The organism is Amycolatopsis sp. SB7-3, assembly GCF_041021335.1.
In the GTDB taxonomy this organism is placed as follows: Bacteria; Actinomycetota; Actinomycetes; order Mycobacteriales; family Pseudonocardiaceae; genus Amycolatopsis; species Amycolatopsis japonica.
The window spans coordinates 764,598-786,639 of sequence record NZ_JBFPJQ010000001.1 but is presented as its reverse complement, the minus strand read 5'-3'; the positions used below and the strand labels follow the sequence as shown (position 1 = coordinate 786,639).

Annotated in this window: 25 protein-coding genes; 20 read left to right on the top strand and 5 right to left on the bottom strand. The window is 68.3% G+C overall.

The genetic code is table 11. The features are described 5' to 3' along the window. Positions 1-37 precede the first annotated feature (37 nt). From AB8M46_RS03830 to AB8M46_RS03745, 18 genes are all read left to right on the top strand, one after another. Entirely contained in the window at positions 38-385 is a 348-nt protein-coding gene (locus AB8M46_RS03830) for a MerR family transcriptional regulator (RefSeq protein ID WP_037341390.1), read from the top strand. Between the two features lie 8 nt (positions 386-393). Continuing rightward, a complete protein-coding gene (locus AB8M46_RS03825; RefSeq protein WP_037341392.1) occupies positions 394-942 on the top strand; it encodes an HD family hydrolase in 549 nt (182 codons plus the stop codon). 84 nt (positions 943-1,026) lie between these two features. Beyond that, positions 1,027-1,893 carry a peptide chain release factor N(5)-glutamine methyltransferase gene (prmC, locus tag AB8M46_RS03820; protein ID WP_037341394.1) on the top strand — a complete coding sequence of 289 codons (867 nt, stop codon included), beginning with the start codon at positions 1,027-1,029 and terminating at the stop codon, positions 1,891-1,893. Positions 1,894-2,082: 189 nt separating this feature from the next. Next, positions 2,083-4,068 (top strand): M6 family metalloprotease domain-containing protein, encoded by a 1,986-nt coding sequence (locus AB8M46_RS03815; RefSeq protein ID WP_394359548.1) that lies wholly within the window; start codon positions 2,083-2,085, stop codon positions 4,066-4,068. 415 nt (positions 4,069-4,483) lie between these two features. Beyond that, entirely contained in the window at positions 4,484-5,134 is a 651-nt protein-coding gene (locus AB8M46_RS03810) for an L-threonylcarbamoyladenylate synthase (RefSeq protein WP_037341398.1), read from the top strand. 73 nt (positions 5,135-5,207) lie between these two features. Then, positions 5,208-6,359, top strand: a complete 1,152-nt coding sequence (locus tag AB8M46_RS03805; RefSeq protein ID WP_037341400.1) for a glycosyltransferase family 4 protein — start codon at positions 5,208-5,210, stop codon at positions 6,357-6,359. A 56-nt stretch (positions 6,360-6,415) separates the two neighbouring features. Beyond that, the gene (locus AB8M46_RS03800) at positions 6,416-6,871 is read left to right on the top strand and encodes a hypothetical protein (RefSeq protein ID WP_037341402.1); all 456 of its coding nucleotides are present in this window, start codon (positions 6,416-6,418) and stop codon (positions 6,869-6,871) included. 379 nt (positions 6,872-7,250) lie between these two features. Next, entirely contained in the window at positions 7,251-8,048 is a 798-nt protein-coding gene (atpB, locus tag AB8M46_RS03795) for a F0F1 ATP synthase subunit A (protein WP_037341405.1), read from the top strand. 61 nt (positions 8,049-8,109) lie between these two features. Next, on the top strand, positions 8,110-8,361 hold the full coding sequence (locus tag AB8M46_RS03790) for an ATP F0F1 synthase subunit C (RefSeq protein ID WP_037341406.1): 252 nt from the start codon (positions 8,110-8,112) through the stop codon (positions 8,359-8,361). A 31-nt stretch (positions 8,362-8,392) separates the two neighbouring features. Continuing rightward, positions 8,393-8,950 carry a F0F1 ATP synthase subunit B gene (locus AB8M46_RS03785; RefSeq protein ID WP_016336855.1) on the top strand — a complete coding sequence of 186 codons (558 nt, stop codon included), beginning with the start codon at positions 8,393-8,395 and terminating at the stop codon, positions 8,948-8,950. A gap of 6 nt (positions 8,951-8,956) precedes the next feature. Next, complete coding sequence (locus AB8M46_RS03780; RefSeq protein WP_125734425.1) at positions 8,957-9,778, top strand: F0F1 ATP synthase subunit delta; 822 nt, start codon at positions 8,957-8,959, stop codon at positions 9,776-9,778. A gap of 54 nt (positions 9,779-9,832) precedes the next feature. Next, positions 9,833-11,470, top strand: a complete 1,638-nt coding sequence (gene atpA / locus AB8M46_RS03775) for a F0F1 ATP synthase subunit alpha (RefSeq protein ID WP_394359547.1) — start codon at positions 9,833-9,835, stop codon at positions 11,468-11,470. Positions 11,471-11,481: 11 nt separating this feature from the next. Continuing rightward, on the top strand, positions 11,482-12,420 hold the full coding sequence (locus AB8M46_RS03770) for a F0F1 ATP synthase subunit gamma (RefSeq protein WP_037341412.1): 939 nt from the start codon (positions 11,482-11,484) through the stop codon (positions 12,418-12,420). After that, positions 12,420-13,844, top strand: coding sequence for a F0F1 ATP synthase subunit beta (atpD, locus tag AB8M46_RS03765; protein WP_007028325.1), 1,425 nt, complete (start codon positions 12,420-12,422; stop codon positions 13,842-13,844). The genes AB8M46_RS03770 and atpD overlap by 1 nt, the downstream gene beginning before the upstream one ends. Positions 13,845-13,958: 114 nt before the next feature. Beyond that, positions 13,959-14,324 carry a F0F1 ATP synthase subunit epsilon gene (locus AB8M46_RS03760; protein ID WP_016336851.1) on the top strand — a complete coding sequence of 122 codons (366 nt, stop codon included), beginning with the start codon at positions 13,959-13,961 and terminating at the stop codon, positions 14,322-14,324. Between the two features lie 25 nt (positions 14,325-14,349). Further along, the gene (locus tag AB8M46_RS03755) at positions 14,350-14,784 is read left to right on the top strand and encodes a DUF2550 domain-containing protein (RefSeq protein WP_016336850.1); all 435 of its coding nucleotides are present in this window, start codon (positions 14,350-14,352) and stop codon (positions 14,782-14,784) included. An 83-nt stretch (positions 14,785-14,867) separates the two neighbouring features. After that, the gene (gene aroA / locus AB8M46_RS03750; protein WP_394359546.1) at positions 14,868-16,103 is read left to right on the top strand and encodes a 3-phosphoshikimate 1-carboxyvinyltransferase; all 1,236 of its coding nucleotides are present in this window, start codon (positions 14,868-14,870) and stop codon (positions 16,101-16,103) included. Positions 16,104-16,162: 59 nt separating this feature from the next. Next, positions 16,163-16,315, top strand: coding sequence for a hypothetical protein (locus AB8M46_RS03745; protein ID WP_005150324.1), 153 nt, complete (start codon positions 16,163-16,165; stop codon positions 16,313-16,315). Positions 16,316-16,347: 32 nt separating this feature from the next. Here AB8M46_RS03745 and AB8M46_RS03740 read toward each other — a convergent pair whose 3' ends face one another. Beyond that, a complete protein-coding gene (locus AB8M46_RS03740) occupies positions 16,348-16,920 on the bottom strand; it encodes a cob(I)yrinic acid a,c-diamide adenosyltransferase (RefSeq protein ID WP_394359545.1) in 573 nt (190 codons plus the stop codon). A gap of 61 nt (positions 16,921-16,981) precedes the next feature. Here AB8M46_RS03740 and murA point away from each other — a divergent pair, with 61 nt between their 5' ends. After that, positions 16,982-18,256: a UDP-N-acetylglucosamine 1-carboxyvinyltransferase gene (gene murA / locus AB8M46_RS03735; protein ID WP_037341419.1), complete on the top strand. Its 1,275-nt coding sequence runs from the start codon at positions 16,982-16,984 to the stop codon at positions 18,254-18,256. Between the two features lie 64 nt (positions 18,257-18,320). Here the strand turns inward: murA and AB8M46_RS03730 are convergent, their stop codons facing one another. The 4 genes from AB8M46_RS03730 to AB8M46_RS03715 form a co-directional block, all read right to left on the bottom strand. Continuing rightward, on the bottom strand, positions 18,321-19,193 hold the full coding sequence (locus AB8M46_RS03730; protein WP_394359544.1) for a trypsin-like serine protease: 873 nt from the start codon (positions 19,191-19,193) through the stop codon (positions 18,321-18,323). Positions 19,194-19,271: 78 nt separating this feature from the next. Then, on the bottom strand, positions 19,272-19,934 hold the full coding sequence (locus tag AB8M46_RS03725; protein ID WP_394359543.1) for a hypothetical protein: 663 nt from the start codon (positions 19,932-19,934) through the stop codon (positions 19,272-19,274). A gap of 62 nt (positions 19,935-19,996) precedes the next feature. Then, the gene (locus AB8M46_RS03720) at positions 19,997-20,620 is read right to left on the bottom strand and encodes a LysE family translocator (RefSeq protein WP_394359542.1); all 624 of its coding nucleotides are present in this window, start codon (positions 20,618-20,620) and stop codon (positions 19,997-19,999) included. Beyond that, positions 20,617-21,243, bottom strand: coding sequence for a LysE family translocator (locus AB8M46_RS03715; RefSeq protein WP_037341425.1), 627 nt, complete (start codon positions 21,241-21,243; stop codon positions 20,617-20,619). Before AB8M46_RS03715 ends, AB8M46_RS03720 begins: the two co-directional genes overlap by 4 nt. 223 nt (positions 21,244-21,466) lie before the next feature. On the opposite strand from AB8M46_RS03715, the gene AB8M46_RS03710 reads away from it, so the two are divergent. Next, positions 21,467-22,018 carry a hypothetical protein gene (locus tag AB8M46_RS03710; RefSeq protein WP_037341427.1) on the top strand — a complete coding sequence of 184 codons (552 nt, stop codon included), beginning with the start codon at positions 21,467-21,469 and terminating at the stop codon, positions 22,016-22,018. Positions 22,019-22,042: the final 24 nt, after the last annotated feature.

The following is a 22,042-nucleotide window of genomic DNA, read 5'->3' as shown; positions in this document are numbered from 1 at the left end:
ATCGATGTGAAGGTCAAACTCGGATGACGGGGGTCACATGCTGATCGGCGAGCTGTCCCGGCGGACCGGCGTGAGCCAGCGGCTGCTGCGCTACTACGAGGAGCAGGGGCTGCTGGTTTCGCGGCGCGATTCCAACTGCTACCGCACCTTCGACGATGACGCGGTCACCACGGTGCGGCAGATCCGCGCGCTCCTCGCGGCCGGGCTGAGCACGCACGTCATCGCCAAGATGCTCCCGTGCGCCACGGGTGAACCGCTCGAGCTGGACATGTGCCCGACCGTGGTGGCGGAGATCCGCCGCGAACTGGCCGAAATGGACGACCGCATCGACACGCTCCGGCAGCGGCGCGGGACACTGGCCGGATATCTCACCGTCGACGCGTAGGAGAACAGTTGGACGCCCTGGCCAGATTCGGCTTCGAACTGGGTGTGCTCAAGCGGATCCGGCGGGCCGGATGGTGGCAGGCCGGCGTCCGCGATCCCGAATCGGTGGCCGAGCACACCACGCGGGTCGCGCAGCTGGCCGGCCTCCTGGCGGCCGAGGGCGGCGCGGATCCGGCGAGAGCGGCGTATCTCGCGCTGTGGCACGACACGCAGGAGACGCGGACGGGCGACCTCCCGCACACGATCAAGGGTTTCGTCGAGAAGCCGGATCCGCGGGCGATCACCGCCGCGCAGACGTCGGCACTGCCCGGTGCCGCGCGTGACTCGGTGCGTGACGCCGTCGACGAGTACGAGTCCGCCGAAAGCCCCGAAGCGCTCTACGCGCGCGACGCGGACAAGCTCGAAATGCTGCTTCAGGCCGTCGAGTACCGCGACATCGGTGTACGGAACGTGGACGAATGGATCGCTTCGGCGACGAAGAGCCTTCAGACCGACCTAGCGCGGCGGGTGGCCGAAGCGGCGCTGACGTTGTCCTCGCTCTCGTGGCGGGTGCGCTGAAAGGAATCGATACCCTGAGCCCGCGTGTATCGACCCCGGCACGCGTGCCTCGTGTGTCAGGCTTGACTCTGTGAAGGAACACCAGTGAACCGGCAGCCGTTGCGCCTCGCCATCATGGAAGCGACCCGCATCCTCACCGAGGCCGGAGTGGCGTCACCGCGTTCGGACGCGGAACTGATCGCCTCCCACGTCCTCGGTGTCGATCGCGGCCGCCTGCCGATGGTGCCGCTGGTGGACCCGCCGGTCATCGACGCGATCGGCCAGCTCGTGAACCAGCGGGCCAAACGGATCCCGCTGCAGTACCTCACCGGCTGGGCCGCGCTCGGTGACATCACGGTCAACGTCGGCGCCGGGGTGTTCGTCCCGCGCCCGGAGACCGAGCTGCTCCTGGAATGGGGCCTCAAACTGCTGCACGGGCGCGAGTACCCGGTGGTGGTCGATCTGTGCACCGGCTCGGGCGCGCTGGCGCTGGCCGTGCAGCACGCGCGGCCGGACGCGGTCGTCTACGCCGTGGACATCGACGCGCAGGCCCTCGCGTGGGCCCGGCACAACGCCGACGTCCACGCCGACGCGGGGGACACGCCCATCCGGCTGTACTCCGGCGACGTGGCGGACAGCACGATGTTCGCCGAACTCGACGGGCTCGTCGACCTGGTCCTGTGCAACCCGCCGTACGTCCCGGAAGGCACGCCGGTGCCGGCGGAGGTCGCCGAGCACGACCCGCCGCGGGCGGTGTTCGCCGAGGAGAGCGGGCTGGCGGTGATCCGGCACGCGATCGCGGCCGCCGCACGTCTGCTGCGGCCCACCGGCGGGATGGCGATCGAGCACGACGACACGCACGGTTCCGCCGTCCCGGCGCTCGTGCGGGCGCGGCGGGTGCTCACGGACGTGCAGGGTCACCTCGACCTCGCCGGACGCCCGCGTTTCGTGACCGCCCTGCGCGTCTCCTAACCCCCGCGTTTCGTCCTCTGAATGCGGTGGTTCGTGGTGCGAACCACCGCATTCAGAGGACGAAACGCGGGATGGAGCAGCCGGATAGTTAGCGAGACTCACGACTTCCGGCGGTGCCCAGGACAAAGCCCACCTCCTAACGTCGATCACGGCCGCCTCATCGGCGGTCCGACTGGGAGGTGTACCCCGATGCGATCGTCTCTCCGACGAGCCCCACTCAGAACACTCGCCGTCCTCGCCACCGTCGCGCTACTGCCGGGTCTGGTCGCCCAGCCCGCGTCCGCCGCGGCGCCGGTCCGAGGCTGGCCCGCCGCGATCGACGGGTCGACCTGGGAGAACCAGGACCACATGACGTGGGACGACTACCGCAAACCGCCCGGCACCAACTGGGCCGATCCGGCGCTGAAGCCGACCAAGCGGATGTTCAAGGGTGCCGTGGTGCTCGCGGACTACCCGGATCAGGAATTCGCCGTCACGCAGCCCCCGCGTTCGACGGTGTTCGGCAACCCCGGCCCCGCCGCGAGCAACATCCCGCGCGCCGAAGTCGCGAAGTTCTACCAGGACTTCCTCAACAAGCCGCAGGCGCTCAACCAGGGCCACACGATCAACGAGTACTGGATGGAGGACTCCGGCGGCAGGCTGGGCGTCGAACTGACCGCGTTCGGCCCGTACCGCCTGCCCGGCAAGTCCTTCGAATACGGCATGGAATTCCAGCCCGACGCGTGTCCGCCGGGCGCGAACTGCAAACGTGACCTGCGCGCCGACGCGGGCGCCGCCTGGCGGGCGGACGTGGGCGACGTGTCCAAGCAGTTCGACTTCGTCTTCTATCTTTCCGCCGGCCAGGACGAGAGCTCGACCTGGCAGGAATTCGGCGTGATGAAGTTCGGCGAGAAGGAGAACGTCCCCGACGCGTTCGGCCCCGGCGTCGCCGGGATGCCGAACGCCGCGTCCACCCGCTACGTCCCGTGGACGTCGTGGAAATCCGCGGCGAGCATCTGGCCGAACGCGGTCACCGGCTCCTCGACCCAGGCGGAAAGCTCGGGCCAGGGCGTCTACGCGCACGAGTTCAGCCACATCCTCGGCATCGGCGACAACTACAACAACCCCTTCGGAAACCCGCCGTCCCGTACCTACACCGGACCGTGGGAAATGATGTCGCGCGGCAGCTTCAACGGCCCCGGCGGACCGCACACCCGCTGGCAGATCCCGGCGACGCAGGGCGGCTCGATGGGCTCGCACCACATGCTGCGCACCAAGATAAAGCTCGACATCATCGACCCCGAAGACGTCCTGAAACTCGACCGGAACTCCCTCGCCAAGACCGGCCCGGTTTCGGCCAGGATCACGGCGCGTTCGGTCCTGCCGGGACAGGGCGCCTACAGCGGTATCAACATCGCGCTCACCGGCGGGGACCTTTCGCCGAAATGCGATCGCTCGAAGGATCCGTTCTGCGACGGCGGCGGCTACAACAACTACACCGTCGAGGTCGTCGACCGGATGGGCAGCGATTCCTTCGCTCCCGATTCCGGTGTCCTCATCGCGAAGACGAAGAACCAGGACAACGCGCCGTTCGAATGGATCGTGGACGCGAACCCGGCCGACATCGGCATGACCGACTACAAGAAGCCGGACGGCACCCCGGTGCCGATCCCGATCGGCGACTACCGCCAGCTCAACGACGCCGCGTTCAAGGCGGGCACCGGCTCCGCGAGCAAGTACGAGTACACCGACGAGGCGAACAGGCTGAAGTTCCTCGTCTCCGACGTCGAGCGCGACCGCAAGGGCGTGCTGTCCTACGTCATCACGGTGGCTTCGCTCGACGGCTCCGGCTCGCAGGCCAGGGGCGTTTCGCTGTGGCCGTCGGCCCCGGCGTTCGCCAAGCAGGGGCTCGCGACCTGCTCGTTCCCGGTGTTCAACACGGGCGACGCGAAGGGCGCGGCGGCGCCGTTCAACACCGACACCTACCGCCTGAGCGCGTCCACCAGTGCGAAGGGCTGGGAGGTGCGGCTGCCGAACGAGCTGTCCACCGTCCCGTTCGGTGGCCGGTCTTCGGCGACCGCGCACGCCAAGCGGGCCGCGGGCGGTGACCACGTCGCGCACATCAAGCTGACGGCGACGTCGATCGCGGACCCGGCGAAGACGGCGACGTCGGTCTGTACCGCTTTCGCGTTCTGACGGGAGCTCCGGATGTCATGAAAGGGCCGTTCAGGACGGAAAACGTCCTGAACGGCCCTTTCATGACACTGGGCCTGGCTGGGTACCACGGGTTGCGCACCTGAAGCCGAGTACATGAAGGCCTCCTTCCTTGCGCCAGGCGCAAGGAAGGAGGCCTTCATGTACTCGGGAAGGTGTGAAGGGCGAGTTTCCTCGGCTGAGCCGAGGGAAGGGGGCCTTCGCGCGCAGTCACTGTGACTGCTGGGGCTGCTGTCGCAGGTGCACCGCATGTGGCGATCCTGAAGGTAGTGAAGGCCTCCTTCACTACCTTCAGGGTAGGCAAGGAGGCCTTCACGACCGCCCCGGCCGAGAACACCCGGCCGAGACGGGCACCTTTGGCGAGCCCCGCCACACCGCAGCGCTACGCTCACTGGCCATGAGCGCGGTGTACGACTGCAGCAAGCACGAATCCCGGGCCGACGGGCTCGCCGCGGCGGCGAGCGCGGTGCGCTCCAGCCGTCTGGTCGTCCTCCCGACCGACACGGTCTACGGCATCGGCGCGGACGCCTTCGACGGCGGCGCCGTCCAGTCCCTCCTGCGGGCCAAGCACCGCGGCCCCGACATGCCGGTCGGTGTCCTGGTCGGCTCCTGGTCCACTGTGGACGGACTCGTGCTCGGCACACCCCCGCAGGCCCGCGCGCTCATCGAGGCCTTCTGGCCCGGCGACCTCTCGATCATCCTCCCGCACGCCCCGAGCCTGCAGTGGGATCTCGGCCAGTCACGCGGAACGGTGATGCTCCGGATGCCGCTGCACCCGGTCGCGCTGGAACTGCTGCGCGACGTCGGCCCGATGGCGGTTTCGAGCGCGAACGTGTCCGGCCGTCCGCCCGCGACCACCGCGCAGGAAGCGGTCGATCAGCTCGGTGACAGCGTCGCGGTGTACCTCGACGGCGGCTCGTCCGGCGAGCCCGTTCCGTCCACGATGGTCGATCTCACCGGCGACGACCCGGTCATCCTGCGGGAGGGCGCGGTCAGCCGCGCCGCCGTCGCGGAAGTACTGGGTGTGCCCGCGGAGTCACTGGCCTAGGACCGTCGGCCGCCGTATCCCCCGCACGCGGTAGCGTGTTCGAGTGACTTGGACCTCGGCGGCGTAACGCACCATGCCTCCTACGCAAGGCCTCCCGATCCGGGAGTACATCCTCGTCGCCCTCACCGCGGCGGCCGTGACCTTCCTGCTCACCGGTGTCGTGCGCCGGGTCGCCATCCGGATCGGCGCGATCGCCAACCCGCGGGCCCGCGACGTCCACGTCACCCCGATCCCGCGGATGGGCGGTATCGGCATCTTCCTCGGTGTCGCCGCCGCGATGGGGCTCGCGCACCAGCTGCCCGCGCTGAGCCGCGGCTTCGACTTCTCCTTCGACTCGCTGGGCGTCCTGCTCGCCGCGGGCGTGATCTCCCTGATCGGCGCGCTCGACGACCGGTTCGAACTCGACGCCTGGACGAAACTGGCGGGCCAGGTCATGTGCGCCGGGATCCTGGTGATCTTCGGTGTGCAGTGGGTGTCGTTCTGGGTGCCGTGGGGCGGCGGTGGCGATTCCTTCGGCCAGGTGCTGGTGCTGGACAAGAACCAGGGCGCGCTGCTGACCGTCGTCCTGGTGGTCGTCATGGTCAACGCGATGAACTTCGTCGACGGTCTCGACGGTCTCGCCGGCGGCCTCGGCTTCATCGCCGCCGCGGCGACCTGTTCCTTCTCGCTCGGCCTGCTCGATTCCTCGGGCGGCGATGTCGGCGCGTATCCGCCCGCCCTCATCGCCGCCACGCTCGCGGGGGCCTGTCTCGGCTTCCTGCCGTACAACTTCCAGCCCGCGAAGATCTTCATGGGCGATTCGGGCTCGATGATGATCGGTCTGATGCTGGCCGGCGCGACGACGTCCGCGTCGGGCCGCGTGCCGTACCCGCAGTTCAGCGGAAAGGACGCGCTCGCGCTGCTCTCGCCGCTCGTGGTGGTCGCCGCGGTGCTGTTCGTGCCGCTGCTCGACCTGATCATGGCGGTCATCCGCCGCACCCGCCGCGGCGAGAGCCCGTTCGCGGCGGACAAGATGCACCTGCACCACCGCCTGCTGGAGATCGGCCACTCCCAGCGCCGTGCGGTGCTGCTCATCTACTTGTGGGCGGGACTGCTCGCGTTCGGCGCCGTTTCGGTGACGCTCTTCGACAGTGTCGCGGTTTTCTGGATTGTCGGATTCGGCTTCCTGCTGGCGACCCTGGTGTCGATCGTGCCGAGACTGCGGTCGCGGAACCGGACTGCCTGAAGGCCCGCATCGGCGCGGGCCTACACTGGCGGGCTGAGACGACCAGGGAGTTTTCTGTGAGCGAGACCGAGAAGACCGTCGAGGCGGAGGAGAACCCCCACGCCAAGGTGGTTCTGCAGGCGGCCAACGCGATGACGAAGGCCTCCTTGATCGCGACACCGCCCGTCGTCCTGGTCTGTGTGGTGCTCTTCACCGTCCTCAATGGACTCCCAGGCCTCGTCGGGGCGGCCATCGGCGGCGTGCTCGCCATCCTGTCCTCCCTCGCGACCATGGGCCTGATGCGCTTCAGCGCGGGCATGGACCCGATGTTCGTGATGGTGATCGCCCTCGGTGGCTACGTGCTCAAGATCCTCGTGCTGTTCGGGGCGCTGACCCTGCTGCGCGGGTGGTCCGACCTGCACCCGATGTCGCTGGGCATCACGATGATCGCGGCCATCCTCGTGTCCGCCGCCGCGGAGTTCATGGCCTTCCGCAAGACCAAGATCCCGACGATCATCCCGGCTTCCCGCTGATTTCGGGACCCAGGTCCTGACCTGGGACGGGACCTAGGTCCTCGGCCGATCAGGGGCAATGTAGTACGCCTGTACGGCCCGTCGGAACCTGCTGATATGGTCCGCGTATGGGCGGCGGCCTCGGCTGCCGGCTCCTGATGACGAACCCCGAACAGCAGTGTGGCGACGGTGTTGAATCGTCCCTCGTTACCCGCTGGTAGGCGTCTGTCTCCCGGGAGCACTGCATCGAGAATCCTCGTGTGCGGAACGTGAAACCATGTTCAGCACATCGTGGGGTGGCCGCCTCCGACGGCCCGATACGTGTCGGGTACGTTAAGTCCAGATCGTGACGATTCCCCCGGCGGAGTGAACGCCGGCCGGGAGAACCGGAAGGAGCCCAGTGGGCGCGCTGGTACTAGCCGAGGGTGCGGAGTTCACGCCGCCTGGCGTCAAAGACTTCAACCTGCCGCCGTTGTTCGGCTCCGGCTATTGGTTGAGCTTCACCAAGCCGATGTTGCTGGTGGTCATCTCCCTGATCATCATCGTCACCTACTTCATGGTGTCGTCGCGCCGGCTCAAGGTTGTCCCCACCAAGGGGCAGTTCATCGCCGAAAGCATTTACAACTTCGGCCGCAACAACATCGCGCGCGAGCAGATCGGCTCGGCCGACTTCAAGCCGTTCATTCCGCTGGTACTGGGACTGTTCAGCTTCGTGCTGGTGAACAACCTGTTCGGGATCATCCCGTTCTTCCAGTTCCCGACGATGGCCCGAGTCGGTTTCCCCGTCGCTCTCGCGTTCCTCGTTGTTTACCCGGTGTACCACTACGTCGGGTTCAAGCGCCACGGCTTCAAGGGTTACCTGAAGAAGGAACTGGCGCCGGCCGGAATTCCCGGATTCGTTCTGCCGCTGTACTCCACCATCGAGTTCGCGCAGAAGTTCTTCATCGCGCCGGCCACGCTGGCGATCCGGGTCTTCGCCGCGATGTTCGCCGGGCACCTCATCATCATGGTCTTCACGCTCGGCGGGAGCTTCCTGCTGACCGAAGGCGAAGGCGCCGTGAAGATCGTGTCGCCGATCGCGTTCCTTTTCGCGATCGCGATGACCTTCCTGGAGGCTTTCATCCAGGTCCTGCAGGCATACATTTTCGCACTGCTGTCCGCAGGGTACATCGGCGCCGCGCTGGCGTCGGAGCACTGAGAAACACCAAAAGCCCCCGATCCGCGTGAGTCGCGCGGACCGAGTTTGAAGGGAAACGCACGTGAGCAACATCGTTCTGGCGCAGGCTGCCGAGGCCGCTGTCGACATCAACCCGGGTCTCGCCGCCATCGGTTACGGTCTCGGTGCCATCGGCCCCGGTATCGGTGTGGGTCTGATCTTCGCCGCCGTCATCAACGGCACCGCCCGCCAGCCGGAGGCGCAGGGCAAGCTGCAGGGCATCGCCTTCTCGACCTTCGTGCTGACCGAGGTGCTGGCGCTGATCGGTATCGTCATCTACTTCCTCGCCTCCTGAGTTAGTTCCGCTCATCGCTTAAGGAGACGTTGTGCTGAAGACCGAATTGGTGTTGGCCGCGGGAGACGCGCCCAACCCGATCGTGCCGCACGTTCCCGAGCTCATCCTCGGGTTCATCGCCTTCCTTCTGCTGCTGTTCGTTCTGAAGAAGTACGTCGTCCCGCGTTTCGAGGCGACTTACGAAGAGCGGACCAAGCTGATCGAGGGTGGCATCGAGCGGGCCGAAAAGGCTCAGGCCGAAGCCGAAGAAAACCTTGCGCAGTACAAGGCGCAGCTGGCGGAAGCCCGTTCCGAGGCCGCGAAGATCCGCGACGACGCCCGGCTCGAAGCCGAGCAGATCAAGGCGGAGCTGCGGGCCGAGGCCGAAGCCGAGTCCCAGCGCATCGTCGCCCAGGGTCAGGCTCAGCTGCAGGCCCAGAAGGCGCAGATCATCGCCGAACTGCGCGCCGAACTCGGCCGTAACTCCGTCGAGCTGGCCAGCCGCATCGTCGGCGAGTCGCTCGCGGACGACGCGCGCCGCCACGGCACCGTGGACCGGTTCCTTGCCGAGCTGGAGACCGCTGGTGCCTCCAACGGAGCGGGGAAGTAGACCAGAATGACGCTGCATGCTGCGAGCCGTGAAGCGCTCGACCTCGCCGAGAAGCGTCTCGGCGAGGTTCTGGCCGAAGCGGGTACGGACCCGGCGACGGTCGGCGACGAGCTGCTTTCGGTCGTCGCCCTGCTGGACCGGGAGATCGGCCTGCGCCGGGCCGTCGCCGACGGTTCGGCCTCGTCCGAAGCCCGGATCGGCCTCGCCCGCGGGATCCTCGCGGGCAAGGTTTCCGAACCGGCCCTGCAGGTGCTCGACTCCGTGGCGGGCAGCCGCTGGTCGAGCCCGCGCGAACTGACCGACGGGCTCGAGGCCCTCGGCCGCTCGGCGCTGCTCACCAGTGCGGAGAAGTCCGGGAACATCGACGCTGTCGAAGACCAGCTGTTCCGGGTCAGCCGTATCGTCGCGGGTGAGCCGGAGCTCGAACGGGCACTGTCCGACCTGACCGCTCCCGCCGAGGCGAAGCGGACCCTGGTCCGCACGCTGTTCGCCGACAAGGTGGACGTGGTCACCGAGACCCTCGTCGAGCAGGTCGTCCTGCGCGCCAAGGGCCGCGGGGTCGGCAACGCCCTCGAGGAGCTGGTCCAGCTGGCCGCGGAACGCCGTGAGCGCTCGGTCGCCCGGGTGACCAGCGCGAGCGCGCTTTCCGACGAACAGCAGGCTCGGCTGAGCGAGAAGCTCAACGCCCTTTACGGGCGGCAGCTCGCGCTGCACGTCGAGGTCGACCCGTCACTCGGCGGCGGACTCGTCGTCCGCGTCGGCGACGAGGTCATCGACGGCAGCACCGCGGGGCGGATCGACGCCCTGCGTCGCCGGCTGGCCGGCTGAACCCACAACAACGACTTTGCACACTGGCACGAACGAAGCGAGAGCGGGAACGAAATGGCGGAGCTGACGATCTCCTCGGATGAGATCCGTAGCGCGATCGAGAACTACGTCTCGAGTTACGCCCCGGACGTGAGCCGGGAAGAGGTTGGCGTCGTCGTCGACGCCGGTGACGGTATCGCCCACATCGAGGGTCTTCCCTCGGCGATGGCCAACGAGCTGCTCGAGTTCCCCGGCGGGGTCCTCGGCGTGGCGCTGAACCTGGACGCGCGCTCCATCGGTGCCGCGATCCTCGGTGACTTCGAGACCGTCGTCGAAGGTCAGGAAGTCAAGCGGACCGGTCAGGTCCTCTCGGTTCCGGTCGGCGAGGGCTACCTCGGCCGCGTCGTGAACCCCCTGGGCGCCCCGATCGACGGCCTCGGCGAGATCGAGACCACCGAGCGTCGCCCGCTGGAGGTCAAGGCCGCTTCGGTGGTCGAGCGCCAGCCGGTGGCCGAGCCGCTGCAGACCGGTATCACCGCGATCGACGCGATGACCCCGATCGGCCGTGGCCAGCGCCAGCTGATCATCGGTGACCGCAAGACCGGCAAGACGGCCGTCGCGGTGGACACGATCATCAACCAGAAGGCCAACTGGGAGACCGGCGACCCGAAGAAGCAGGTTCGCTGCATCTACGTCGCGGTCGGCCAGAAGGGCTCCACGATCGCCGCGGTCAAGAAGTCCCTCGAGGACGCCGGCGCGATGGAGTACACCACCATCGTCGCGGCCCCCGCGTCGGACTCCGCCGGCTTCAAGTGGATCGCGCCGTACACCGGCTCGGCCATCGGCCAGCACTGGATGTACGAGGGCAAGCACGTCCTCATCGTGTTCGACGACCTGACCAAGCAGGCCGACGCCTACCGCGCGATCTCGCTGCTGCTGCGTCGCCCGCCGGGCCGTGAAGCCTTCCCCGGCGACGTCTTCTACTTGCACTCCCGCCTCCTCGAGCGTTGCGCGAAGCTCTCGGACGAGCTGGGCGCGGGCTCGCTGACCGGTCTCCCGATCATCGAGACCAAGGCGAACGACGTGTCGGCCTACATCCCGACCAACGTCATCTCGATCACCGACGGTCAGTGCTTCTTCCAGTCGGACCTGTTCAACGCCGGTCAGCGCCCGGCCATCGACGTGGGTATCTCGGTTTCCCGCGTGGGTGGTGCCGCGCAGGTCAAGGCGATGAAGGACGTTTCGGGTTCGCTCCGTATCGACCTGTCGCAGTACCGCGAGCTGGAGGCCTTCGCGGCCTTCGCTTCGGACCTCGACGACGCGTCGAAGGCGCAGCTCGAGCGTGGTGCCCGCCTGTACGAGGTGCTCAAGCAGCCGCAGTACTCGCCGATGCCGGTCGAGGAGCAGGTCGTCACCGTGTACCTCGGTACCAACGGCCACTTCGACACGGTCCCGACCGAGGACGTGCGTCGCTTCCGTGACGAGTTCGTCGACTCCGCGCGCCGCAAGCACGGCGAGCTCCTCAAGGACATCCGCGAGTCGGGCAAGTTCTCCAAGGAGACCGCCGAAGGGCTGGTCGACGCGGTGAACGAGTTCAAGAAGGAGTTCACCACCGCCGAGGGCAAGAGCCTCGTCGAGGTCTCCGACGCGATGGACGCCGAGAAGGTCGGGCAGGAGACCGTCAAGGTCAACAAGCCCGCCCCGAAGAAGTGAGCTGATAGCTCATGGCCGCACAACTCCGAGAACTCCGGTCGCGTATCAAGGCGACCAAGTCCATCGGCAAGATCACCAAGGCGATGGAGCTCATCGCCACCGCGCGCATCACCAAGGCGCGGGCGAAGGTCGCGGCGTCCCGGCCCTATTCGGACGAGATCACGAACGTGCTCTCGGCCCTGGCCGGCGCCTCGGCCAACCTCGACCACCCGCTGCTGGTCGAGCGTCCGAACCCGAAGCGCGCGGCGGTCCTCGTGATCACCAGCGACAAGGGTCAGTGCGGTGGATACAACTCCAACGTGCTGAAGGCGACCGAGGAGCTCCTCACGCTGCTGCGTGAGCAGGGCAAGGAGCCGGTGCTGTACGTGACCGGCAACAAGGGCCTGAGCTACTACCGGTTCCGTGGCCGCGACGTGGCCGAAAGCTGGACGGGCTTCTCCGACCAGCCCGGTTACGTCAACGCCGCCGAAGCCGGTGAGCTCATCGTCGAGTCGTTCCTGAACGGCGCCGACGACGAGGCCGGCAACGCCGACGGCATCCTGGGTGTCGACGAGATCCACGTCGTCTACACCGAGTTCGTCTCGATGCTCACCCAGCGTCCGGTCGCCAAGCGCGTCGCGCCGCTCGAGGTCGAGTACACCGAGGGCGAAGAGGAGAAGCCCGAGAGCTTGCTCCCGAGCTACGAGTTCGAGCCCAGCGCCGAGAAGCTGCTCGCCGCGTTGCTGCCGAAGTACATCAACACGCGGCTCTTCGCGGCGATGCTCGAGTCGGCGGCGTCCGAACTCGCGGCCCGCCGCACCGCGATGAAGGCGGCGTCGGACAACGCGAACGAACTGGTGAACACGCTGACGCGGGAGGCGAACCAGGCCCGCCAGGCGCAGATCACCCAGGAGATCTCCGAAATCGTCGGTGGGGCGAACGCTCTCACCGCAGCAGGAAGTGATGACTGATGACCAGTACTGAAGCCCGTGCCAAGGGGCGCATCGTCTCGGTGACCGGCCCGGTCGTCGACGTCGAATTCCCGCGCGGTTCCGTTCCCGACCAGTTCAACGCGCTCAAGGTCGAAATCGAGTTCGAGCAGCTGCGCAAGACGGTGACGCTCGAGGTCGCCAGCCACCTCGGTGACAACCTCGTCCGCACCATTTCGCTCCAGCCGCAGGACGGTCTCGTCCGTGGCGCCGAGGTCACCGACACCGGCGGCCCCATCACCGTCCCGGTCGGCGACAAGGTGAAGGGTCACGTCTACAACGCGCTCGGCGAGTGCCTGGACGAGCCCGGCTACGGCGACGACCTCGAGCGTTGGGGCATCCACCGCAACCCGCCGTCCTTCGACCAGCTCGAAGGCAAGACGGAGATGCTGGAGACCGGCCTCAAGGTCGTCGACCTGCTGACCCCGTACGTGCAGGGTGGCAAGATCGGCCTGTTCGGCGGTGCCGGCGTCGGCAAGACGGTGCTCATCAAGGAGATGATCACCCGTGTCGCCCGGAACTTCGGTGGTACCTCGGTGTTCGCCGGTGTCGGCGAGCGCACCCGTGAGGGCAACGACCTCTTCCTGGAGATGTCCGAGGACGGCGTCATCAACGACACCGCCCTCGTCTTCGGTCAGATGGACGAGCCGCCGGGCACCCGTATGCGGGTCGCGCTGTCCGCGCTGACCATGGCGGAGTACTTCCGCGATGTGCAGAACCAGGACGTGCTGCTCTTCATCGACAACATCTTCCGGTTCACCCAGGCCGGTTCCGAGGTGTCGACCCTGCTGGGCCGCATGCCTTCGGCCGTGGGTTACCAGCCGACGCTGGCCGACGAGATGGGTCAGCTCCAGGAGCGGATCACCTCGACCCGTGGTCGTTCGATCACCTCGATGCAGGCGATCTACGTCCCCGCGGACGACTACACCGACCCGGCACCGGCGACGACGTTCGCCCACCTGGACGCCACCACCGAGCTTTCGCGGTCGGTGTTCCAGAAGGGCATCTTCCCGGCGGTGGACCCGCTGGCGTCGACGTCGACCATTCTCGACCCGGCCATCGTCGGTGAGGACCACTACCGCGTGGCCTCCGAGGTCATCCGGATCCTGCAGAAGTACAAGGAGCTGCAGGACATCATCGCGATCCTCGGTATGGACGAGCTCTCGGAAGAGGACAAGCTGACCGTTCAGCGCGCGCGCCGCATCGAGCGGTTCCTGTCGCAGAACATGCTGGTCGCCGAGGCGTTCACGCAGATCCCGGGCTCGACCGTGCCGCTGTCGGAGACCATCGAGTCGTTCGACCGCATCACCAAGGGCGACTTCGACCACTACCCGGAGCAGGCGTTCCTGGGTATCGGTGGCCTCGAAGACCTCGAGAAGAAGTACAAGGAAATCACCAAGAAGTGATGTTCCGATGAGCGGCGGGATCAGTGTCTACTGTGGACGCTGGTCCCGTCGTTCGCATACCGGAACCTTTGACTATTACACTCGGTGCCAGCACCTGAGGTGAAGGGAAGCTACGTGGCTGAGATTTCTGTCGAGCTGGTAGCCGTCGAGCGCCGTCTCTGGTCCGGTACCGCCACGTTCGTGGTGGCGCAGACCACCGAGGGCGAGATCGGCATCATGGCCGGTCACGAGCCGGTTCTGGGCCAGCTCGTCGAGGGTGGTGTCGTGAAGGTGACGACCACGGACGGCGAGACCGTGACCGCCGCGGTGCACGGCGGGTTCCTGTCGGTCACCGCGACCGGCGTGAGCATCCTCGCCGAGAGCGCGGAGCTTTCGGACGAGATCGACGTCGACGCGGCCAAGAAGGCGCTGACCGGCGAAGACGAGCAAGAGCGGGCTAGGGCGACCGCCCAGCTTCGCGCGGCCGGTCAGTCAGTCTGACCGGGCGAAGGACAGGGGCCGGGCCGTGGAAATCGCCGTGGGTGTTCTCGGGGCCCTGACCGTCCTGGCCGTTCTCGCGGCCTGGTATTCGTTGCGGTGGGTCCGGATGCGCCGCGGTGGCGGCGTGAGCGTCGCGCTGCGGTGGCGTCCGGACGAGGCGCGGTCCAGCTGGCATCTGGGGCTGGGCCGCTACGAGGGCGAGAAGTTCGTCTGGTTCCGCGTCTGGAGCCTGCGGACGGGCCCGGATCGCGTGTTCGAGCGCGAAAGCATGGAGATCGCGGACCGGCGTGACCCCTCCGGCACGGAGGCGTACGCCGTCCCCGAAGGTTCGATCGTCCTGCGGTGCGAGTCCGCCAAACAGGAGGCGATCGAGATCGCGATGGGTCCCGGTGCCCTCACCGGCTTCCTGTCCTGGCTGGAGTCGGCCCCGCCGGGCCGTCGCCTCCCGCGCGCTTCCTGATCACCCGTGTCGTCCGTCTGATCACGCGAGTCCCGCGTCTGATCACGCGAGTTCGCCGTTCGGGCACGCCGTATGCTCACGCCGTGACCATCGTCGACATCCCCGGTTCGAAGTCGATCACCGCCCGAGGCCTGTTCCTCGCGGCCGCCGCCCACGGGACGACCGTGCTGAGCAGGCCGCTGCGTTCGGACGACTCCGAGGGCTTCGCCGAGGGCCTCCTCAAGCTCGGCTATCAGGTCTCCCGCGCTCCCGGCGAGTGGACGATCGAGGGCAGGCCCGAGGGCCCCGCCGTCGACAGCGCCGACGTCTTCTGCCGTGACGGCGCCACCACCGCGCGGTTCCTGCCGGCACTGGCCGCCGCCGGCCACGGCACCTTCCGGTTCGACGCCTCCGAGCAGATGCGCGCCCGGCCGCTGGGGCCGCTCACCGACGCGTTGCTGGAGCTGGGCGTCGACCTGACCTTCGAAGGCTCGCCGGGACACCATCCGCTGGTCGTGCGGGCCGCCGGGATCAAGGGCGGCGAGCTGACGCTGGACGCGGGGCTGTCGTCGCAGTTCCTGACCGCCTTGCTGCTGGTGGGTCCCTTGACCGCCGAGGGCCTCCGGATCACCGTCACGGACCTCGTTTCGGTGCCCTACGTCGAGATCACCATCGCGATGATGCGGCGCTTCGGCGTCGAGGTCGTCCGCGACGGTGACACGTTCGTCGTGCCGCCCACGCCGTATCAGGGCTGTCGCTACGAAGTCGAGCCCGACGCTTCGACGTCCAGCTACTTCTTCGCGGCGGCGGCTTTGACCGGTCGCTCGGTGACCGTGCCGGGGCTCGGCGAAGGCGCTCTGCAAGGGGATCTGGCCTTCGTCGAGGTCCTGCGACAGATGGGCGCGGACGTCGAAGTCGGCCCGGACGCCGTGACCGTGACCGGAACGGGTGGCCTGCGCGGGGTCACGGTGAACATGCGCGACATCTCCGACACCGTGCCGACGCTCGCGGCCATCGCTCCGTTCGCGGACGGGCCGGTGCGGATCGAGGACGTCTACAACACGCGCATCAAGGAATGCGACCGGCTGGCGGCGTGCGAGGAGAACCTGCGCGCGATGGGCATCTCGGTGGAGACGGGGCGGGATTGGATCGAGATCCAGCCCGGCGTGCCGGCGGGGGCCTTGGTGAAATGCCGCCGGGACCACCGGATCGCGATGGCGTTCAGTGTCACGGGGCTGCGGACGCCGGGGATCACGCTGGACGACCCCGGTTGCGTGAAGAAGACCTTTCCCGGTTTCCACGAAGCCCTCGCTTCGCTCCGAACCTCCTGGGGCATTTAGTCCTCTGAATGCGGCATTTCTACCGGGCCTCGGACGTGATCCACGTCTATTCTCGGTCCATGACTCAGAGCGAGGACACGAACCGCTGGAGCCACCTTCCCGAGTCCGTGTCCCTGGAGGACACGATCACGATGAAGGCGATCGACCCGGGCAAGGACGGCACGCCCGACGTCGACCTCGAGCGCTATTGGGCGGCACAGGAACAGGGCTGAACGTGAGCTGAAGGGCGCGACGAAAGCGTCCTTCAGCTCGCCCCGCCCGGCTGCCACAGGATGTCGCCGTCCGGATTCGCCAGCCGCGACAGGATGAACAGCAGGTCCGAAAGCCGGTTCAGGTACTTGATCGCCAGCTGGTTCGTCGTGGCCTGCTCCGCCTCGAACAGCGCCCAGCCGGACCGCTCGGCCCGCCGCGCGACCGTGCGGGCCTGATGCAGAAACGCCGCCCCCGGGGTACCGCCCGGCAGGATGAACGACGTCAGCTTCGGCACGCGCTCGTTGAACTCGTCGCACCAGCCTTCCAGCCGTTCGATGTACCGCTCGGTGATGCGCAGCGGCTCGTACGGCGGGTTCTCCACGATCGGCGCGCACAGATCCGCGCCGACGTCGAAGAGATCGTTCTGCACCGCACGCAGCACCCGCGTGATCTCCTCGGGAAGCGCGCCCATCGCGAGCGCGAGCCCGATGACGGAGTTGGCTTCGTCGACGTCGGCGTACGCGCCAAGGCGGGGCGAGGTCTTCGGCACGCGGGAGCCGTCGCCGAGCGCCGTGGTGCCGTTGTCGCCGACCTTCGTGTACACGCGGTTGATGCGAACGACCATGAAGCCGACTCTACCGGCCCGGCGTAAGGCAAATCCGGGCGAGAGGGCATGATTGGCGCCCATGAGCGAGCACTTCGACGTGCACGGCGGAGCACGGCTGGTCGGCGAGGTCGACGTGGTCGGGGCCAAGAACAGCGTCCTGAAACTGATGGCCGCGGCCCTGCTGGCCGAGGGTACGACGACCATCACGAACTGCCCCCAGATCCTGGACGTCCCCCTGATGGGCGACGTCCTGCGCAGTGTCGGCTGCGAGGTCGTCATCGACGGCGACACCGCCAAGATCACCACCCCGGCCGAGCTGTCGCACCGGGCCGATTCGGCCGCGATGGGCAAGCTGCGCGCGTCGGTGTGCGTGCTGGGTCCGCTGGTCGGACGGCTCAAGCAGGCCGTCGTGGCGCTGCCGGGCGGCGACGCCATCGGTTCGCGGCCGCTGGACATGCACCAGAACGGACTGCGCAAGCTGGGCGCCACCAGCACCATCGAGCACGGCTGCGTCGTGGCGAAGGCCGACGGGCTGCGCGGCGCGCAGATCTGGCTGGACTTCCCGAGCGTCGGCGCCACCGAGAACATCCTGATGGCCGCCGTGCTCGCCGAGGGCACCACGGTCATCGACAACGCCGCGCGCGAACCCGAGATCGTCGACATCTGCACGATGCTGACCGAGATGGGCGCGAAGGTCGAAGGCGCGGGCACCTCGACCCTCACCGTCGAGGGCGTCGAGAAGCTGCACCCCACCGAGCACCGCGTGATCGGTGACCGGATCGTCGGCGCGACCTGGGCGTTCGCCGCCGCGATGACCCGGGGCGACCTGACCGTCCGCGGCGTCAACCCGCACTACCTCGACCTGGTCCTCGACAAGCTCCGCCTGGCGGGTGCCGAGGTCGAGACGTTCGACGACAAGGGCTTCCGCATCGTCCAGAACGAGCGCCCGAAGGCCGTCGACTGGGTGACGCTGCCGTACCCCGGTTTCGCGACCGACCTGCAGCCGTTCGCGGTGGCGCTGTCCGCGGTCTCCGAGGGCACCTCGATGATCACGGAGAACATCTACGAAGCCCGATTCCGGTTCATCGAAGAGATGATGCGGCTTTCCGGCGACGCGCGCACCGACGGGCACCACGCCGTCGTCCGCGGCGTGGAGAAGCTTTCGAGCGCTCCGGTGTGGGCCGCGGACATCCGCGCCGGCGCCGGGCTGGTGCTGGCCGGGCTGTGCGCGGACGGCGTCACCGAGGTCTGGGACGTCTTCCACATCGACCGCGGTTACCCGCATTTCGTGGAGAACCTGAACCGGCTCGGTGCCCGCATCGAGCGCGTCGCGGGCGAACCCGAGCGGGCTTGACGGATTTGCGCGTGAAGGCCTCCTTCCCTCGGCTGAGCCGAGGGAAGGAGGCCTTCACGCGCGATCAGGGCAGGGCGACGAACGGCGCGAGGAAGTCACGCGACGTCGGCGAGTCCAGCCGGTAGGTGACATTGGTGGCGTAGCAGGGCCCGTCACCGGTGATGGTCGTCGACACGAGGACACGCTTGCCGTCGATCGTGGCGAAGTTCGGCCCGCCGGAGTCGCCGTAGCAGGCGCCGCCGTTGCCCTGCGGCGCCGTCATCGCCAGCCGCACCCACGTGTTGTTCAGCGCGTTGAAGGTGACCGGCGCCTTCATCCGGACGCCGCCGCCGGGATGCGTGTGCCCGCCCGGCCCGTTCACGGCTTCCTGCGTGCCGTAGCCGGCGACCACGAACGGCGTCGAGTTCAGCCCCTGCGGGCCGAGCTTGTCGAGCTGACCGGCGCTGGGCAGCTTCGCGGGAGTGAAGCTCCAGCGTGCGGCGACCTGCTTCGCGGGCAGCTGGACGACGGCGATGTCGTGCGAGTCGGCGGAGTTGCCGGGGTAGCCGGGCTCGCTGTGCGCGACACCCTCGACGGCGACGGCCTTGGCGACCGCCGCCGGGTCGCCGGGGTACTTCTTCGCGGCCGCGTCGAGACCCGCTTGCACGTCCTGGTCGAGCGAGACGAAGAACCGCACGTTGGCGGGCCAGTCGGTGGTGCAGTGCGCGGCGGTGAGGAAGGTGTCGGCGTCCACCATGGTGCCGGAGCACACCCAGTCGACCCGGTCCGGTGTGGCGGGGTCGCCGTCGTTGTCCCAGGTGGCGACGAGGGCGCCGACCTCGGTGCGCTCGGGCGCGGGGGTCGCGTTGTAGGAGTTGATCGCGGTCGCGGCGGTGGCGCCGCCCAGCAGCAGGGCGGCGGCCATCGCCGTGACGGTGGCGGCGGGGGTGAACCTCACGAACGGCCTCCTCGGCTAGGTGCTTCTGGAGACGGGATTCAACGTGGTGGACGCCGGAAAGTCACCCGCCGAAAGTAGTCATGCGTCCCGGCGCCGCCGCGTTCCCGCGTAGACCGCGGCACCGCCCGCGGCCAGCGAACCCAGCCCGGTCAGCAGTACGGGTTCGAGATCGAAACCGGTCTTGGCCAGTGCGGGCGAGCTTGCCACCGCGACGTCGGCGCGGGGCGCGGCGGCCGGGGCGACGGCCGCCACCGGCACGACCGCGGGAGGGACGGCTTCCGCGCGTGGTCCCCCGGGCGGGGGAGTCTCGACCGGCGGCTTCGTGGCGGGCGGCGTCCGGTCCGGCACGCAGGCGGTGTGCGCGGGATTGCCGCGTCCGACACCGTGGTTGCGGTCGCATTCGTAGCCCGCGTTCGCGTCGGAGCCTCCGGGTAGCTGCCCGCGAGGGTTCTTGTTGTCGGCCTTGCCGACGCAACCGGCGCACGGTTTGCCGACAGCTTCGCCACCGCCGTTGCCGTTGGCCGACGGCGAACCGTCCCGGGTGGAGTCGTACGGCCCGTGCTTGTTCGCGCCGTGCCCGGAGAAGTCCGCTTTGGACGGTGGCTGCGGTTTGGTGGTGTCCTGCGCGTGTCCGGGCGGGGCGCCGGAGTTGCGGCGCTCGCCGGCGTTCGCGGGGCCCGCGCCGAGGAGAATGAGGGAGAAGGCGGCTCCGGCGAGAACGCCGTAGGTCTTCTTGTTCATCGAAGCCTCCTTGAAGTCGCGCCATTGCGACATCCGGAGTATCGCGTGAACGACCGAAGGGGTTACTCCAATACGAGCGCGGCGCCGAAGCCGACCAGCGCGGTGCCGGTGACGCCGTCGAGTGCGCGGCGCACCTTGCGGCGTTCCAGCCAGGTCCGCACGCGGTGCACGAAGAACAGCAGCAGGAGTTGGGCGACCGTGCCCGCGGCCGCGATCGTGTACGCCAGGAGCAGCGCGTCCCCGGTGCCGGTGACGCCCGGGGTGAGGAACTGCGGCAGCACCGACAGGTACAGCACGAGGACCTTCGGGTTGGTGACGTTGGAGAGGAAGCCCTCCCGCCAGCGGCGGAATCCGCTCCGCCGGGCGGCGGCGGTCTCGGCGAGCTTGTCGTAATCGCCGCAGAAGGCGCCGACGAGGGCCCGGACGCCGAGGTAGCAGAGGTACGCCGCGCCGGCCCATTTCACGGCTTCGAACACCGGCCGCGAGTTCATGATGACCGCGCCGAGACCGAGCGCGGCCGCGGTCGCCTGCGCGAGATTCGCCGCGCCGACGCCGAAACAGGCCCAACCTCCGCCGCGGACACCGCCGGACAGCGCGTTCTTCAGCACCACCATGTTGTCCGGGCCGGGGACGAGCGCGAGCGCCAGCATCATCAGCGCGAACCCGCTGTAGACACCCCAGGTCATGACTCGAACACCAAAGCCGCGCCGAAGCCGACCAGCGCCGTCCCGGTGACGCCGTCGAGCGCCCGCCGGACCTTGCGGCGTTCCAGCCAGGTCCGCACGCGGTGCACGAAGAACAACAGCGTCAGCAGCCAGATCGCGCCCAGCACGGCGACGGTGTACGCGAGCAGCAGCGCGTGCCACGCCGACGTCGTCACCGGGTCGAGGAACTGCGGCAGCACTGACAGGTACAGCACGAGCACCTTCGGGTTGGTGATGTTGGACAGGAAGCCTTCGCGGAAGCGGCGGAACCCGCTCGACCGTTGCTGCTTCACCGCCGTGACACCGGAGTAGTCACCCCGCCACGCGCCGCGCAACGCCTGGAAACCGAGGAAGACCAGGTACGCGGCGCCGACCCATTTGAGCGTCACGAACACCGGCTGCGACTGCGCGATCACGACACCGAGGCCGAGCGCGGCGGCGGTGCCCTGGACGGCGTTGGCCACGAAGATCCCGGCCGTGGTGAGGAAACCGCCGCGGGTGCCGCCGGACAGCGAGTTCTTGAGCATCACCATCGTGTCCGGCCCCGGCGCGAGGACGATCAGGACGACGATGACCAGATAGCTGCTGTACGAACTCCACGTCACGGTCACCCACGCTAGACGCCCGGGGCGGGGCGAGTCTCGCGGATTTCGGTCACAGTCCACGGCGCCGCTGGGCCGGGTGGGTCGTGAGTGGCGTTTCGGGTTCTAACCCGAAACGCCACTCACGACCACCTGTACCGAAGACGCGCCAGGTTCGTTCGGCCCGCTGGGCGACCGACGAACGGACACTGCTCGCCCGTCCCCCGGACGGGTAGTGTGCCGTGGCATGCATGAGGGGCAGATCGACCTCCTTCCAGGCGAACGGGTCATCTGGGCCGGGCAGCCGGTGCGCAGGCCCCTCTTCAATCCCGGCGACTACTTCAACGTCCCTGTCGGCCTCCTCTGGCTCGGCGCCGTCACGGTGTTCTTCGCGGCCAACCACGACACGGCGTTCCACACGGCCGCGTGGGTCGTGCTCACCGTCGCGGGCGTCCTGCATCTCGCCGGCAGGCCGCTGATCCGCTACCTCCGGCTCGCCTCGACCACGTACGCCGTGACGGACGGCCGGGTCATCGCGACCAGTTCGCTCGTCCGCCGCAAGGAGGAGTCCGCGGCGCTGGCCGGCCTCGCGGATCCCGTCGTCACCCCCGGGCCGGGCAAGACCGGGACGATCACCTTCGGCAGGCTCGGCGTGCTCGCGTGGGCGTCGGCGAACTTCGGCGCCGGCACCGGGAAGGACCGGAAGCCGCCGGTCATCCTGGTGGGCGTCAGCGACGTGGCGAAGGTCCGGGAGAAGCTGGCGAAAGCCGTCGAAGAGGCACGGACCCGAAACCCTTAGCGGCCACAACACCTTCACAACATT